13 protein-coding genes and 1 pseudogene are annotated in these 13,126 nt (G+C 61.2%); 11 read left to right on the top strand and 3 right to left on the bottom strand.

Annotated elements, in window-relative coordinates:
- Nucleotides 1-15: 15 nt before the first annotated feature.
- The 6 genes from M9924_07120 to coaA are packed head-to-tail and all read left to right on the top strand — an operon-like array spanning nucleotide 16 to nucleotide 3,901.
- Nucleotides 16-387 (top strand): DUF2628 domain-containing protein, encoded by a 372-nt coding sequence (locus tag M9924_07120; protein MCO5064174.1) that lies wholly within the window; start codon nucleotides 16-18, stop codon nucleotides 385-387.
- On the top strand, nucleotides 387-1,037 hold the full coding sequence (gene hisH, locus M9924_07115; protein ID MCO5064173.1) for an imidazole glycerol phosphate synthase subunit HisH: 651 nt from the start codon (nucleotides 387-389) through the stop codon (nucleotides 1,035-1,037). The genes M9924_07120 and hisH overlap by 1 nt, the downstream gene beginning before the upstream one ends.
- On the top strand, nucleotides 1,034-1,798 hold the full coding sequence (hisA, locus tag M9924_07110) for a 1-(5-phosphoribosyl)-5-[(5-phosphoribosylamino)methylideneamino]imidazole-4-carboxamide isomerase (GenBank protein MCO5064172.1): 765 nt from the start codon (nucleotides 1,034-1,036) through the stop codon (nucleotides 1,796-1,798). Before hisH ends, hisA begins: the two co-directional genes overlap by 4 nt.
- Entirely contained in the window at nucleotides 1,795-2,589 is a 795-nt protein-coding gene (hisF, locus tag M9924_07105) for an imidazole glycerol phosphate synthase subunit HisF (protein MCO5064171.1), read from the top strand. The genes hisA and hisF overlap by 4 nt, the downstream gene beginning before the upstream one ends.
- Nucleotides 2,590-2,598: 9 nt before the next feature.
- A complete protein-coding gene (locus M9924_07100; GenBank protein ID MCO5064170.1) occupies nucleotides 2,599-2,919 on the top strand; it encodes a phosphoribosyl-ATP diphosphatase in 321 nt (106 codons plus the stop codon).
- A gap of 22 nt (nucleotides 2,920-2,941) precedes the next feature.
- Nucleotides 2,942-3,901, top strand: coding sequence for a type I pantothenate kinase (gene coaA, locus M9924_07095; protein MCO5064169.1), 960 nt, complete (start codon nucleotides 2,942-2,944; stop codon nucleotides 3,899-3,901).
- A gap of 6 nt (nucleotides 3,902-3,907) precedes the next feature.
- On the opposite strand, the gene M9924_07090 is transcribed toward coaA, so the two are convergent.
- Complete coding sequence (locus M9924_07090; GenBank protein MCO5064168.1) at nucleotides 3,908-4,048, bottom strand: hypothetical protein; 141 nt, start codon at nucleotides 4,046-4,048, stop codon at nucleotides 3,908-3,910.
- A gap of 230 nt (nucleotides 4,049-4,278) precedes the next feature.
- On the opposite strand from M9924_07090, the gene grpE reads away from it, so the two are divergent.
- Entirely contained in the window at nucleotides 4,279-4,908 is a 630-nt protein-coding gene (grpE, locus tag M9924_07085; GenBank protein MCO5064167.1) for a nucleotide exchange factor GrpE, read from the top strand.
- Between the two features lie 20 nt (nucleotides 4,909-4,928).
- On the opposite strand, the pseudogene M9924_07080 reads toward grpE, so the two are convergent.
- Nucleotides 4,929-5,160, bottom strand: a pseudogene (locus M9924_07080) (DUF6471 domain-containing protein).
- 221 nt (nucleotides 5,161-5,381) lie between these two features.
- Complete coding sequence (locus M9924_07075) at nucleotides 5,382-6,152, bottom strand: hypothetical protein (protein MCO5064166.1); 771 nt, start codon at nucleotides 6,150-6,152, stop codon at nucleotides 5,382-5,384.
- Between the two features lie 419 nt (nucleotides 6,153-6,571).
- Here M9924_07075 and M9924_07070 point away from each other — a divergent pair, with 419 nt between their 5' ends.
- The 4 genes from M9924_07070 (at nucleotide 6,572) to M9924_07055 (ending at nucleotide 13,109) form a co-directional block, all read left to right on the top strand.
- Nucleotides 6,572-6,772, top strand: a complete 201-nt coding sequence (locus M9924_07070; protein ID MCO5064165.1) for a hypothetical protein — start codon at nucleotides 6,572-6,574, stop codon at nucleotides 6,770-6,772.
- Between the two features lie 670 nt (nucleotides 6,773-7,442).
- Nucleotides 7,443-8,288 (top strand): hypothetical protein, encoded by an 846-nt coding sequence (locus M9924_07065; GenBank protein ID MCO5064164.1) that lies wholly within the window; start codon nucleotides 7,443-7,445, stop codon nucleotides 8,286-8,288.
- Nucleotides 8,185-9,738, top strand: a complete 1,554-nt coding sequence (locus tag M9924_07060; GenBank protein MCO5064163.1) for a DNA polymerase Y family protein — start codon at nucleotides 8,185-8,187, stop codon at nucleotides 9,736-9,738. Before M9924_07065 ends, M9924_07060 begins: the two co-directional genes overlap by 104 nt.
- Nucleotides 9,735-13,109 (top strand): error-prone DNA polymerase, encoded by a 3,375-nt coding sequence (locus M9924_07055; GenBank protein ID MCO5064162.1) that lies wholly within the window; start codon nucleotides 9,735-9,737, stop codon nucleotides 13,107-13,109. Before M9924_07060 ends, M9924_07055 begins: the two co-directional genes overlap by 4 nt.
- The last annotated feature ends 17 nt before the right edge of the window (nucleotides 13,110-13,126 follow it).

The following is a 13,126-nucleotide window of genomic DNA, read 5'->3' as shown; positions in this document are numbered from 1 at the left end:
GTCGGGATCTGGGCGATGGCGAGCTTTGTGGTCATGGAACCGCCTGCCGGTCGCAATGCCGAGACGGTTCTCGTAAAGGACGGGTTTTCCGTTTTCGGCTTCCTTGTGCCGCCGCTTTGGCTCGCCTGGCATCGCCTGTGGCTGGAGGCGCTTGCGGTCGCGCTGATGCTGGCTGCGCTGGAGAGGTTTGCCGCGATGGGTGGTTACGGCGTGTTTGCCGCGCTGTTGTCGTTCGCAATCTGCGTGCTTGTGGGGCTGGAAGGCGCGCGCCTGCGGATTGCGGCGCTTGAGCGGAAAAACTGGCATCAGGCAGCCCATATCGAGGCGCGGGACAGCGATGAAGCCGAGGCGCGCTTTGCCTTCGGGCGTTTTGGAGAAGCGGGCTGATGCGTGTTGCGATCATCGATTATGGATCGGGCAATCTGCGTTCCGCGACCAAGGCGTTCGAACGGGCCTCACGTGAATCCGGCGTGAACGCCGATATTGTCCTGACCGACGATGCGGAAACCGTGCGCAATGCCGATCGCATCGTGCTGCCGGGCGTCGGGGCCTACGCCGATTGCCTTGCCGGACTGCTTGCCGTGCCCGGCATGATGGAAGCAGTCGAGGAGGTTGCCGTGCAGCGCGCCCGCCCTTTTCTCGGCATCTGCGTGGGCATGCAGCTCATGTCCGAGCGCGGGCTTGAGAAGAAGATCAGCAAAGGCTTCGGCTGGATCGCGGGCGACGTCAAGGAGATCGAGCCGAACGACCCGTCGCTCAAGGTCCCCCAGATCGGCTGGAACACCATCACCTTGAAGCAGCAGCATCCGCTGTTCGACGGCATCCCGACCGGGCCGAACGGGCTGCACGCCTATTTCGTGCATTCCTACCACATCGATGCGAAGCGGCCTGAACAGGTGCTGGCGGTGACCGACTATGGCGGGCCGGTCACGGCGGCGGTGGCTGACGGCAACCGCGCCGGGACGCAGTTCCATCCTGAAAAGAGCCAGACGCTGGGACTGGCGCTCATCGCCAACTTCCTGAGGTGGCGACCATGATTCTCTTCCCCGCAATCGACCTTAAGGACGGCCAGTGCGTGCGCCTCAAGCTCGGCGACATGGACCGTGCAACGGTCTACAACGCCGATCCCGCCGCCCAGGCGAAAGCCTTTGAGGATCAGGGATTCGAATGGCTGCATGTGGTTGACCTGAACGGCGCATTTGCCGGTGAAAGCGTCAACGGCGCAGCCGTCGAGGCAATCCTCAGGGCGACACGCAACCCGGTTCAGCTCGGCGGCGGGCTGCGCACGCTTGCGCATATCGAAAGCTGGCTGGCCAAGGGTCTTGCGCGGGTCATCCTCGGCACCGTCGCCGTGCGCGATCCCGATCTCGTGAAGCAGGCCTGCAAGCTGTTTCCGGGCAAGGTGGCGGTCGGCATCGATGCAAGGGGCGGCAAGGTCGCCGTGGAAGGATGGGCGGAAGCGTCCACGCTCGGCGTTGTCGAGCTGGCGCAGCGCTTTGAGGGCGCGGGCGTTGCCGCGATCATTTACACCGACATCGACCGCGACGGGGTGCTGACCGGCATCAACTGGGAATCTACCATTGCGCTTGCCGACGCCGTCGGCATTCCGGTGATCGCCTCGGGCGGGCTGGCGTCGATTGCCGATATCGTGCGCATGACCATGCCGGACGCGCGCAAGCTCGAAGGCGCGATTTCAGGCCGCGCGCTCTACGATGGACGCATCGATCCGGTCGAAGCGCTTGGCATCCTGCGCGGCACGCTGAAGGCCGAACCGGCCATGTTCGAGGAAAAGCGATGACCCTGAAGGCACGCGTCATCCCCTGCCTTGACGTCAAGGACGGCAGGGTCGTGAAAGGGGTCAATTTCGTCGATCTGGTAGATGCTGGCGATCCGGTCGAAGCCGCGAAAGCCTATGACGCCGCCGGCGCGGACGAGCTTTGCTTCCTCGACATAACGGCGTCGTCCGACAATCGCGAAACGATCTTCGACGTGGTCGCGCGCACGGCGGAGCAATGCTTCATGCCGCTGACGGTAGGCGGCGGCGTCAGGCAGGTCTCCGACATCCGCAAGCTGCTTCTGGCGGGCGCCGACAAGGTGTCGATCAACACCGCTGCCGTGAAAAACCCGGATTTCGTGGCCGAGGCCGCCGACAAATTCGGCAACCAGTGCATCGTCGTCGCCATCGACGCCAAGAAAACCTCACAGCCGGGGGAAACCGAGCGCTGGGAAATTTTCACGCATGGCGGGCGGCAGGCGACCGGCATCGAAGCGGTCGGGTTCGCGCGCAAGGTCGTCGATCTGGGCGCAGGCGAGATATTGCTGACATCGATGGATCGTGACGGAACCAAGGCCGGCTACGACATTGCGCTGACGCGCGCGATTGCCGATGCGGTGCGCGTCCCGGTCATCGCGTCCGGCGGCGTCGGCACCCTCGAACATATGGTGGAAGGCATCCGCGACGGGCATGCAACGGCTGTGCTTGCAGCGTCGATTTTCCATTTCGGCACCTATTCGATCGGCGAGGCCAAGGCATTCATGGCGAAGGCCGGACTGCCGATGCGGCTGGACTCAGGCGCGTTCGCGTCCTAAACGGCTGAAATGAGTTCATTTTCGCTCCAGGACCTCGAAAAGATCGTCGCCGAACGCGGCCGTTCGGGCGATCCGGATTCGTGGACCGCGAAGCTTTTCGCAAAGGGGATGAACAAGGCCGCGCAGAAGCTCGGCGAGGAGGCCGTCGAAACGGTGATCGCCGCCGTCAAGGAGGATCGGCAGGGCATCGTGTCGGAAAGCGCCGATCTCATCTATCACTGGATGGTGGTACTGGCGTTGGCGGGCGTGCCGCTGTCGGAGGTGCTGAGCGAGCTTGAACGGCGCACCGGCCAGTCAGGCATCGCCGAAAAGGCGTCGCGCGGCGGGTAAATTGCGGCGTCGGGGAGGGGACATGGATCAGCTTGTACCCGGCGAGAAATACTCGCCCTATCGCTTCTTTTCTGCTGAGAAGTGGTCGCAGTTCCGCGCCGACACGCCGCTGACGCTTTCGGCGGACGAGATCAAGCGGCTGCGGTCGTTGAACGATCCGGTCGATCTCGAAGAGGTCAAGCGCATCTATCTTTCCATGTCGCGGCTTCTTTCCGCGCATGTGGAGGCGAGCCAGCTTCTGTTCGAGCAGCGCCGCAAATTTCTCGATGTACCTGACGCGCTGAAAACGCCGTTCATCATCGGGGTGGCGGGATCGGTGGCGGTCGGCAAGTCGACCACGGCGCGCGTTCTGAAAGAATTGCTGGCCCGCTGGCCGTCGAGCCCGAAGGTCGATCTGGTCACGACGGACGGCTTCCTTCTGCCGAACGAAGTGCTGCGCGAGCGCAGCATGATGGACCGCAAGGGCTTTCCGGACAGCTATGACGTCGGTGCGTTGCTGCGCTTCCTTTCGGCGATCAAGTCGGGCAATGCGGACGTTCCCGCGCCCGTGTACTCGCATCTGATCTACGATGTGCTGCCCGGCGAATTCGTCATGATCGACCGGCCCGATATACTGATATTTGAAGGCATCAACGTTCTGCAGCCGGGAAAGCTGGCCCCCGACGGCAAATTTGTGCCCTTCCTGTCCGATTTCTTCGACTTCTCGATTTATATCGACGCGGAAGAAGAGCTGATCCACGAATGGTACATCAAGCGCTTCATGCGCCTGCGTGAAACCGCCTTCCTCGATCCGCAGTCATTTTTCCATCGCTATTCGCAATTGTCGGAAGATGCCGCACGCGCCATTGCGGAAGGGCTTTGGGAAAACATCAACCTGAAAAACCTGCGCGAAAACATTCTGCCGACGCGGCCCCGCGCCGATCTTATCCTGCGCAAGGGAGCGGATCATCTGGTGAAGGAAGTCGCCCTGCGGAAGCTGTAGAGTGTGTTACCGCCGCCGGTTTTCCAGTTTCTCCAGCCGTCTGAGCATCTCGTCCATGTCGGGCGGAAGGTCGGCGGGAACCTCGAACTGGGGCAGCGAGGCGGCATAGCGGCGCGTCGCCGGACTGGACACCATGCGTCGGATCATCTCCGCATCCTTGCTTCGGGTGCGGACATCGCTGGGGGGCATGGGTTTTGCGCCGCGCGGAGTCATGGCCGCATAATGCCCCGACCGGCGCCTCTTCTGAACCCGCCCTTTGAAGATAGGGTAAAACTTTCGTAAAACTTGAACGTTTCGGACTATCTCGCGCGCACTTGATTTTTGCGTGCCGAACCTCGATATCGGACGCAAGTTTGGAACCTTTCCAAGGTCATGTGATGAGCAATAAACCCAAAGACGAATCCGTATCCGAAGAAGCACCCCGCGTGGAGGAGGCTGCGGCGCCCGGCGCCGAAGGCGATTTCGAAGTGCTGGAAAGGCTGATGAAGGAGAATGAGGATTTGAAGGACCGCGCGCTGCGTCTGGCGGCGGAAATGGAGAACCTGCGTCGGCGTACGGCGCGCGATGTCCATGATGCGCGCTCTTATGCGATTGCCAATTTCGCGCGCGACATGCTGACGGTTTCCGACAATCTGCGCCGCGGCCTCGATGCCATTCCGGCGGAAGCGCGCGCTGCGGGCGATGCCGCTTTCAAGGCCTTGTTCGAAGGCGTGGACCTGACCGAGCGCGCCATGCTTTCCGCGCTGGAGCGCCACGGCGTCAAGAAGCTCGAGCCGCAGGGTGAGAAATTCGACCCGAATTTTCATCAGGCGATGTTCGAGGTGCCGAACCCGGATGTTCCGGCCAATACCGTGTTGCAGGTGGTCCAGCCGGGCTATTCCATCGGCGACCGCGTTCTGCGCCCGGCAATGGTCGGCATATCGACCGGCGGACCGAAGGCGGCTCCCGCAAAAAGCGAGGCTCCTGAACCCGGCCCGGTTAATGAACAGGCCGAAAAGGACGCTTGATAGTCCGGCCCCGGCAGCGATCACGGGAGCGCCGTGAGTTTTCCGGTACTATGGAGCAAACTCACCAAATACGATGACGTGTTTGCCTCCATCACATATTCTTTTTGAGTTTCTAGGCTCACCTGCCGAACCCCGATAGCGTCCATACACATCATAAAGAACGCGGCGGTGAAGCTTCCTCGGCTCATCTTGTTCGCCAGATTCGTGCGCTCCCCGCTCCTTCAATTTATCTGCAAGCTGCGCATAGGTCATACCCCGGCGCTTTAGCTCGCCTTTCAGTATGTTCTTAGCCTGTTCTTCGTAGAACGCAGTCACGTTAGATCGGCATCCTTCACCACGTTGCAGGTGAATATCTGGACGCCTACGCCGCCGAAATCGCGTGGCAACCAGTATGCCATGGGTGTCAGGGCCGTTGCCGCCGCACTTAAATCCGGGAGGCTTTGCGGCTACTGGCAGCGCCGTGCTTAGAACTCTCAATCATCGAAGGGAGCGGGCGGCTCAGATGATTCGGGCTTCGGTGCAGAAAGCATAGATTTGAGGCCGTTGATTACCGCAATTACATCATCGGCCTCGGCCTGGTCGCGAATTGTTCCCGATAGCCATAGCATCTTTTGCCGGATGCTGACTTCGTATGGCTGCGGTCCTTGATCCGGGTTGCCCTGCAGTCTATCCGCGCGGGGCGGAGGCAGTGGGGTAGCGTTCATGTGCGGGGTCCTCTCAAGCTGTTGATTTATCTGAGATTCAAGCACCGCAGGAGCAGCCTGTGAATAACTTTCGCTTCCTATCGCATTCTCCAAAAAGAGAAAGGTATCTAAAAAGGCCCGCGATGCGGCGGGAATAGCCGTATGCGTGAACCCTTGTCTGATAAGGAACGCCTCAAGCGCCGCTTGGGATGGCAAGCCATCGGTGAAGCGATCCATAATACGTTGAAAAAGCTCCGGTTCTCTGGCGGCATCTTTAAGCGCCGCCACTCTGGAAGCTTGTGTTTCAGGGTAAAGGATTTCAACAGCTCTCGATGTCAAACGGACCTCGTTTTTCCCCGTCTTGGCCAGTAACCCAAACTGGATAAGATTTGAGAGTACAGTTGCCGAGCGGCCGGAAATGCCACTATAGCCCATAGCCTTAGCGGCGACTTCCCGGTCCACTGGATTCGTGCGCTCGACAAGATGTAATTCTCTAGCCATATCAATTGCTTGTTCAAGCGGCGTGCTTGGATAGCTGGGGCTTCTTTGACGTGAATCCATGTGCCAATCTCCATCTAAAATCGACGCGTAATCGGCGGTAGTATATTCTCATCAGCGCAAGAAAGAAAGAAAATCGTGAGGATGAGAAAATGTTCGAAGAATCTTTTCTCTTGACCGACCGCCCGCGCCAGACGATGATTGCCGCTGCGTGAGGCGATTCCTGCGCGAGCGTAGATTGGAGGTATCATTTGAAAGCGGCAAGCCGAACGGCAGCAATTGAGCACCGGGCCGGCTGGCGATAACAGAAAGGGCCACAAAACAGATCAGTCGGAAACCGAAATGCAATGTGACCCCGTGGTGTCAGTGGGCAAACCCAACCCGCTGGGCGGGAGTGCTGGGAATGACGATCTAACAGCGCTGCAGCTAAAGATTCGCATTTCCTGGCCCCCGCTTCAAGGGTCTTTTTGGAGTATGCGAACATGCACGACCGTAAGGTCACGCCGGATATGGTTCCGGTAATAAAGCTGGCCCGCGATCTGGGCATCAACTACGCGCTTATCGCGTCGTACTATCAGATCAATCAGGGCCGCATCGCAGACGTGATGAAGGGGCGTTTGTTTCCCGAAATTCCATCCGCGATGGAACTTCCCGCCGACTTCCCAATATCTATGGCGGCTTAAGAAATGGATTGGGGCGGCCTATCGGTTGCCCCTTTTCAGTTGCCAAAGTTTATACGCCTATTTGCGCCGTGGTCCTCTGTCCAACCGACATCTTCAACGAGGCTCTGGTTTACGCAAGACTTTATGCACGCTCCGACACGCTTTCGGATCATGGCGTAGGTTGCAGCAACAAGGCCGCGATCTGCCGCCCAGATTTCTTTGATCTGGCGAGACGTAACTGAGCCTTAGCTTCGCACATCGTATTGAACAGGAACCGCTTCACGGAACCTTTCTCGACCCGATGCTTGGTTACGTACTCTTTTAGTGGCGACGTTCGAATTGAACAACCGAATTGCAGCGTCCAGATGGTCTATATCGACCGTCAGTTTTTGATCTCAGCACGGTACTTTTCCCGCAAGGCGGTTAGTTTCGCGTGCCTGCCGACCAAACCCGCAACCTTATTTGGTCTAGTGTATTCAGATAAGTTCCTTATAAGCGGTGCGTATAACAGCAAATGCTATATGTAAACATCGTGTTTAATGAGTTTATTCCATAATACCGCATTTTTCCATGGCCCGTCATTGACGGGCCATTTGCTTTGCGACCGGCTTTAAGCCGGATGTTTTTTCCTCCCTTGACTCTTACGCTGAAGAAGCGTTTGAAATAGGAACATAACAGGAACAAATATGCGATGCCCGATCCGATCCAGCGGCTGCGGGATCGGACTTCTTTTGCCTCCGATTCCGTCATGACTTCCATTGAACGCGCCAGCACGATGGCGCGTCCTGTCTTTGCGAGTCCCACAACGCCGGAATCGGAGGGAAACGAGTTCAGGGCGCTTTTCCAGCCTGCCTTGCATGAAGCCTATGCCGCGCCGGCAGATCATGCGGCGCTGATCGGGTTCGGTCTCGGCGTGCTGCGCAGCCTGAGGCAAGGGCCGCTGCTTTGGGTGAGGCAGGCATTTCTGGATGGGGAAACGGGCGGCGTTTATCCATCCGGACTGCGGGAATACGGCATCGACCCGGACAGGCTGATTCTCGTGCAGGCAAGCCATGCGCGGGACCTGCTTCAGGCGGGGCTGGAGGCTGCACGCTGCAAGGCGCTGGCGGGAGCCATGCTTGAACTGAACGGCGAAACGTCGCTCTACGACCTGACCGCCAGCCGTCGCCTGATGCTTGCCGCGCGCGCCAGCGGCGTGAGGTTGTTCTTCCTCCGCTCCGCCGCCTCTCCCGTTCCTTCCGCCGCCGAAACGCGCTGGCGTGTGCGTTCGCTGGCGTCCGCGCCGCTCGCCGCCAATGCGCCCGGCCAGCCTGCTTTCGAAGCGGAGCTTTTGCGCAGCAGGCGCGGCGCGGAATCCAAAACCTTTGTGCTGGAGTGGAATCCCGATGCAGGAGAATTTGAAAAAAGAAGAACCGGAGCCGCCGGAACCGGCAATGCCGGTCCATCGCGAGATCGAGCGGAGGCGCTATCTGGCTCTGTGGTTTCCTTTCCTGTCCACGGACAGGCAGCGCCTGGCGGAAGGCGGCGCGCCGGATGAAACGCCGCTGGTGCTGACGGACAAGGAGCATGGCGCTCTCAAGATCACGGCCGTCAATGAGGGTGCGCTCGGGATCGGCCTTGTGGCGGGCATGACGCTGGCGGATGCGCGTGCTCGTGTACCGGCGGTGCGCGTCAGTCCCGCCGACCTGTCAGCGGATATGCGGCTGGTCAAACGGCTTGCGCTCGCCTGCGAAATGTTCACGCCGCTTGTCGCATTCGATGCGCCTGCCGGGTTGATGCTGGACGTCACCGGCTGCGCGCATCTGTTCGGTGGCGAGGCGGGATTGTGTGAACGCGCGCAGCGCCTGTTTGCGCGCGCAGGCGTCAAGGTGAAGATGTGCCTGGCGGGTACGCCGGATGCGGCGCGTGCGCTGGCGCGGTTCGGAAACACGCTTCTGGTTCCGCCGGGCACTGAAAGACAGGCGGTTCGGGACTTGCCGGTTGCCGCGCTCCAGGCGGGGAACGAGACGACGATTTCGCTTTCCCGCGCCGGATTGAAAACCATTGGTGACGTCGCCGGACGACCGCTCAAGGTGCTGGCCGCCCGGTTCGGCAAGCCGATGACGGACAGGCTGCTCCGCATTGTCGGAGAGGAGGATGTTCGCGTTACGCCGCTGCGTGCGCCGCCGGACTGCATTGCCGAACGCCAGTTTGCCGAACCGCTGGGCGAAATCGACAGCCTGCTGTCGGTATTGTCCGGGCTGGCGCGCGAAACCTGCGCAATGCTTGAGCGGCGCGGCCTGGGCGGACGCCTCTTCGAGGCGGGTTTCTTCCGGTCGGACGGGATCGTGCGTCGGTTGCGTGTGGAAACGGCGCAGGGCGCCCGCGACCCGGACTCCATTGTCCGCCTCGTGAAGTTGAGGATCGAGACGCTGGCCGACCCGCTCGACCCGGGGTTCGGCTTCGATCTCGTGCGCCTGTCTGTGCTGCGTACGGAGGCTTTCCGGCAGCCGCAAAAAAGCCTCGACGGACAGCAGGAAGACGAGAACGCCGTCGCCATTCTGGTCGATCGGCTGGTTGCAAGGCAGGGAGCGGACAAGGTCCTGCGCCCGCTCGCGCGCGACAGCCATGACCCTGCGCTGGCCGGCGGGTTTGTGCCTGTTGGCGCGCCTGCTGTGTCTGCAAGCTGGCCCGAGCCGGAAAAAGCCGCACCGCCCTCCCGCCCCTTGACCCTGTTTGAACCGCCGCAGAACATTGAAGCCATGGCGGAAGTGCCGGATGGCGCGCCGGTCCGCTTTCGCTGGCGGCGTGTGCTGCATGAGGTGGCGCGCGCCGAGGGTCCCGAACGTATATCCGCCGAATGGTGGCACGGAGAAGGGACGCGTCCGACCCGCGATTATTATCGCGTCGAGGATTCGCACGGGCGGCGTTTCTGGCTGTTCCGCGAAGGATTGTTCGAACGCGAGGAAGGGCAACGGCGCTGGTTCCTGCATGGTCTTTTCGCATGACGGAAGGACCCGCCTTCGCCGAACTTGTCGCGGCGACCAATTTTTCCTTCCTTCGAGGGGCGTCATCCGGCGAGCATATGGTGCTGCGCGCCATCGCGCTCGGCCATGACGGGTTGGGGATTGCCGACCGTAACACCGTTTCGGGCGTGGTGCGTGCCTATGCGGCGCTGAGGGACCTGCGGGAAGAAGGCACCTTGCCGACGCTCAAATTGCGGGAGGGGTCCGGTCCCGGCGAATATCGGCGGCAGAAACAGATGCCGGATGTTCCAGCGGATATATGCGACCTGCTCAGGGAACGGGCGAAGGCATTCAAGCTGGTCACAGGAGCGCGGCTGGTTTTTGCGGACGGCACGCCGGATATAGTCGTGCATCCCCAGAACAGGACGGGCTGGGGCAATCTCTGCCGCCTGCTGACGCTCGGAAACCGGCGCACGAAGAAGGGCGAATGCCATCTGGAGCTTGACGATCTCCTGCGCAATGCGAGCGACCTGCTTCTGGTCGCGATGCCGCCGGATGAGTCCTCCCCGATGGAAGGACTCCTGCCGAAGCTGTGTGAGGCTGCGCCCGGCGCGGTCTGGCTGGCGGCCTCCATGCACAGGCGCGGAAATGACCGGCGGCGTCTCGCGACGTTGAAGGCATTGGCCGAGGGTGCGGACGTGCCGCTACTGGCCACCAATGAGGCGCTTTATTCGGAACCGGGCCAGCGTGATTTGCAGGATATCCTGACCTGCATCCGGCATGGCGTGTCCATCGACAGGGCTGGCCGGTTGCTGGAAGCCAATGCGGAGCGGCACTTGAAAGCGCCCGCTGAAATGGCGCGGCTGTTTGCGGATTGCCCGCAGGCAATTTCTGAAACGCAGGATTTTCTCCTGCGGGTGGATTTCTCGCTGGGTGAGTTGAAATATGATTATCCCGATGAGCCTGTTCCGCCGGGCAGGGATGCGCAGGGCTGGCTCAAGGAACTGACATGGCGTCATGCGGCCATGTGCTACCGGGAAGGCATTCCCGAAAAGGTCGAGCGATTGTTGCATGATGAGCTGGCGCTGATCGGCCAGCTCGACTATGCGCGCTACTTTCTCACCATCTACGACATTGTGGAGTTCGCGAGGTCGAAAGGCATTCTGTGCCAGGGGCGCGGTTCCGCCGCCAATTCTGCGGTCTGCTACGTGCTCGGCATCACGGCGGTCGATCCAAAGGACCACGATGTGCTGTTTGCCCGGTTCATTTCGACCGAGCGGCGGGAGCCGCCCGACATCGACGTCGATTTCGAGCACGAGCGCCGCGAGGAAGTGATCCAGTATCTCTATGAGAAATATGGACGCGACCGGGCGGGCATCGCCGCGACGGTGATCCATTATCGCCCGCGCAGCGCCATCCGCGAGGCGGGCAAGGCGCTGGGCCTTTCGGAAGATGTGACGGCGGCGCTGGCGAATACCCAATGGGGCAGCTACGAAAGCGACATAACCCGCACGCAGGTTCGGCAGGCGGGGCTCGACCCCGACAATCCCGAAATCGTCCGGGCAGTCGGCTTCGCCAGGCGGCTGCTCGGCTTTCCGCGTCATCTGTCCCAGCATGTCGGCGGCTTCGTGCTGTCGCGAGGCAGGCTGGACGAGACGGTTCCCATCGGCAATGCGGCGATGGAAAAGCGCACCTTCATCGAATGGGACAAGGACGATATCGATACGCTGGGCCTGATGAAGGTCGATGTGCTGGCGCTCGGAATGCTGACCTGCATAGCGAAAAGTTTCGAGCTTCTGCGCGACCACAAGGACATCGACCTGAAACTCCACACCGTGAAGAAGGAGGACGGCGAAACCTACGCCATGCTTCAGCGCGGCGATTCCATCGGCGTATTCCAGGTCGAAAGCCGCGCGCAGATGAGCATGCTGCCGCGCCTGAAGCCGAAGGAATTCTACGATCTGGTCATTCAGGTCGCCATCGTGCGGCCCGGCCCGATACAAGGCAACATGGTGCATCCCTATCTGCGGCGGCGGGCGGGCGAGAAAGTGGTTTTTCCAGCCCCCTCACCTGAGCATGGACCGCCCGATGAACTGGCGGGTGTGTTGGGCAAGACACTCGGCGTTCCGCTCTTTCAGGAACAGGCAATGAAACTTGCAATGGTGGCCGCGGAATTCAGCGACGAGGAAGCCAATCGCCTGCGCCGCGCCATGGCGACTTTCCGCAATGTCGGCACTATAGGAGAATTCGGTGACATAATGGTGGGACGGATGGTGGCGCGCGGCTACGATCCCGGCTTCGCCAAGGATTGCTTCGAGCAGATCAAGGGTTTCGGCAGCTATGGCTTCCCCGAAAGCCATGCGGCCTCATTCGCCAAGCTGGTTTACATTTCCGCCTGGATCAAATGCCATCATCCCGATGTTTTCGCCTGCGCACTGCTGAACGCGCAACCTATGGGCTTTTATGCGCCCGCCCAGATCGTGCGCGATGCGCGGGAACATGGTGTCGAGGTAAGGCCGGTCGATATCAACCATAGCCGGTGGGACAACACGCTGGAGGAGAAGGCGGGCAAATGGTGCGCGCTTCGCCTCGGTTTCCGGCAGGCGCAGGGCGTACACGAGGCGGAAGCGGAACGACTCGTCGGCACGCGGGGCGCGGGGTTCGATTCCATCGAGGCCCTGTCGGTTCGCGCGGGCCTGCATGGCCGTCCGTTGCGCGCACTGGCCGATGCGGATGCGTTCCGTTCCATCGGGCTGGACCGGCGCAAGGCGCTGTGGGAAGTGAGCCGGTTGCCGGACGACGATCCGCTGCCGCTGTTTCAGGTCGCGGATGCGCGGGAGCTTGCCGAAGAACCGGATGCCGCGCTGCCGGACATGCCGCTCGGCGAACATGTGGCGACCGACTACCAGACCATGCGGCTGTCGCTCAAAAGCCATCCGATGCAGATCTTGCGGCCCATTTTCGAGCGACGGCGGATCCTCACCTGCGAGGCGGTCTCCGCGCGGCCCGACGGGGCGTATGCGCATGTCGCCGGCATTGTTCTGGTGCGGCAAAGGCCGGGCAAGGGAAACGCCATCTTCATCACGCTGGAGGACGAGACAGGCATTACAAATGTCGTCATGTGGGCGACCAAATTCGAACGCTTCCGGCGCGAGGTCATGGGCAGTCGCCTGATGACGGTGGAAGGCCGGGTGCAGAAAAGCCCGGAAGGCGTGGTGCATCTCATGACGCAGCGCATCTTTGACCGCTCGGCGGAACTCGACCGCCTGTGGCAGGCGGACCGCGCGGGCGTCGCCTTGCCGCAAGCAGCGCCGTTCGTGCCAGGCGTTCCGTCGATCGCCAGCACGCCGCCGCCGCGCCAGGGTCATCCGCGCAATGTGCGCGTGCTGCCGAAGTCGCGCGATTTCCATTGACGCCGGGCCGGTCTACA

The sequence above is a fragment of the Rhizobiaceae bacterium genome (genome assembly GCA_023953835.1).
In the GTDB taxonomy this organism is placed as follows: domain Bacteria; phylum Pseudomonadota; class Alphaproteobacteria; order Rhizobiales; family Rhizobiaceae; genus Mesorhizobium_G.
The sequence above is the reverse complement of the archived record's forward strand: the minus strand, read 5'-3'. Positions and strand labels throughout refer to the sequence as shown.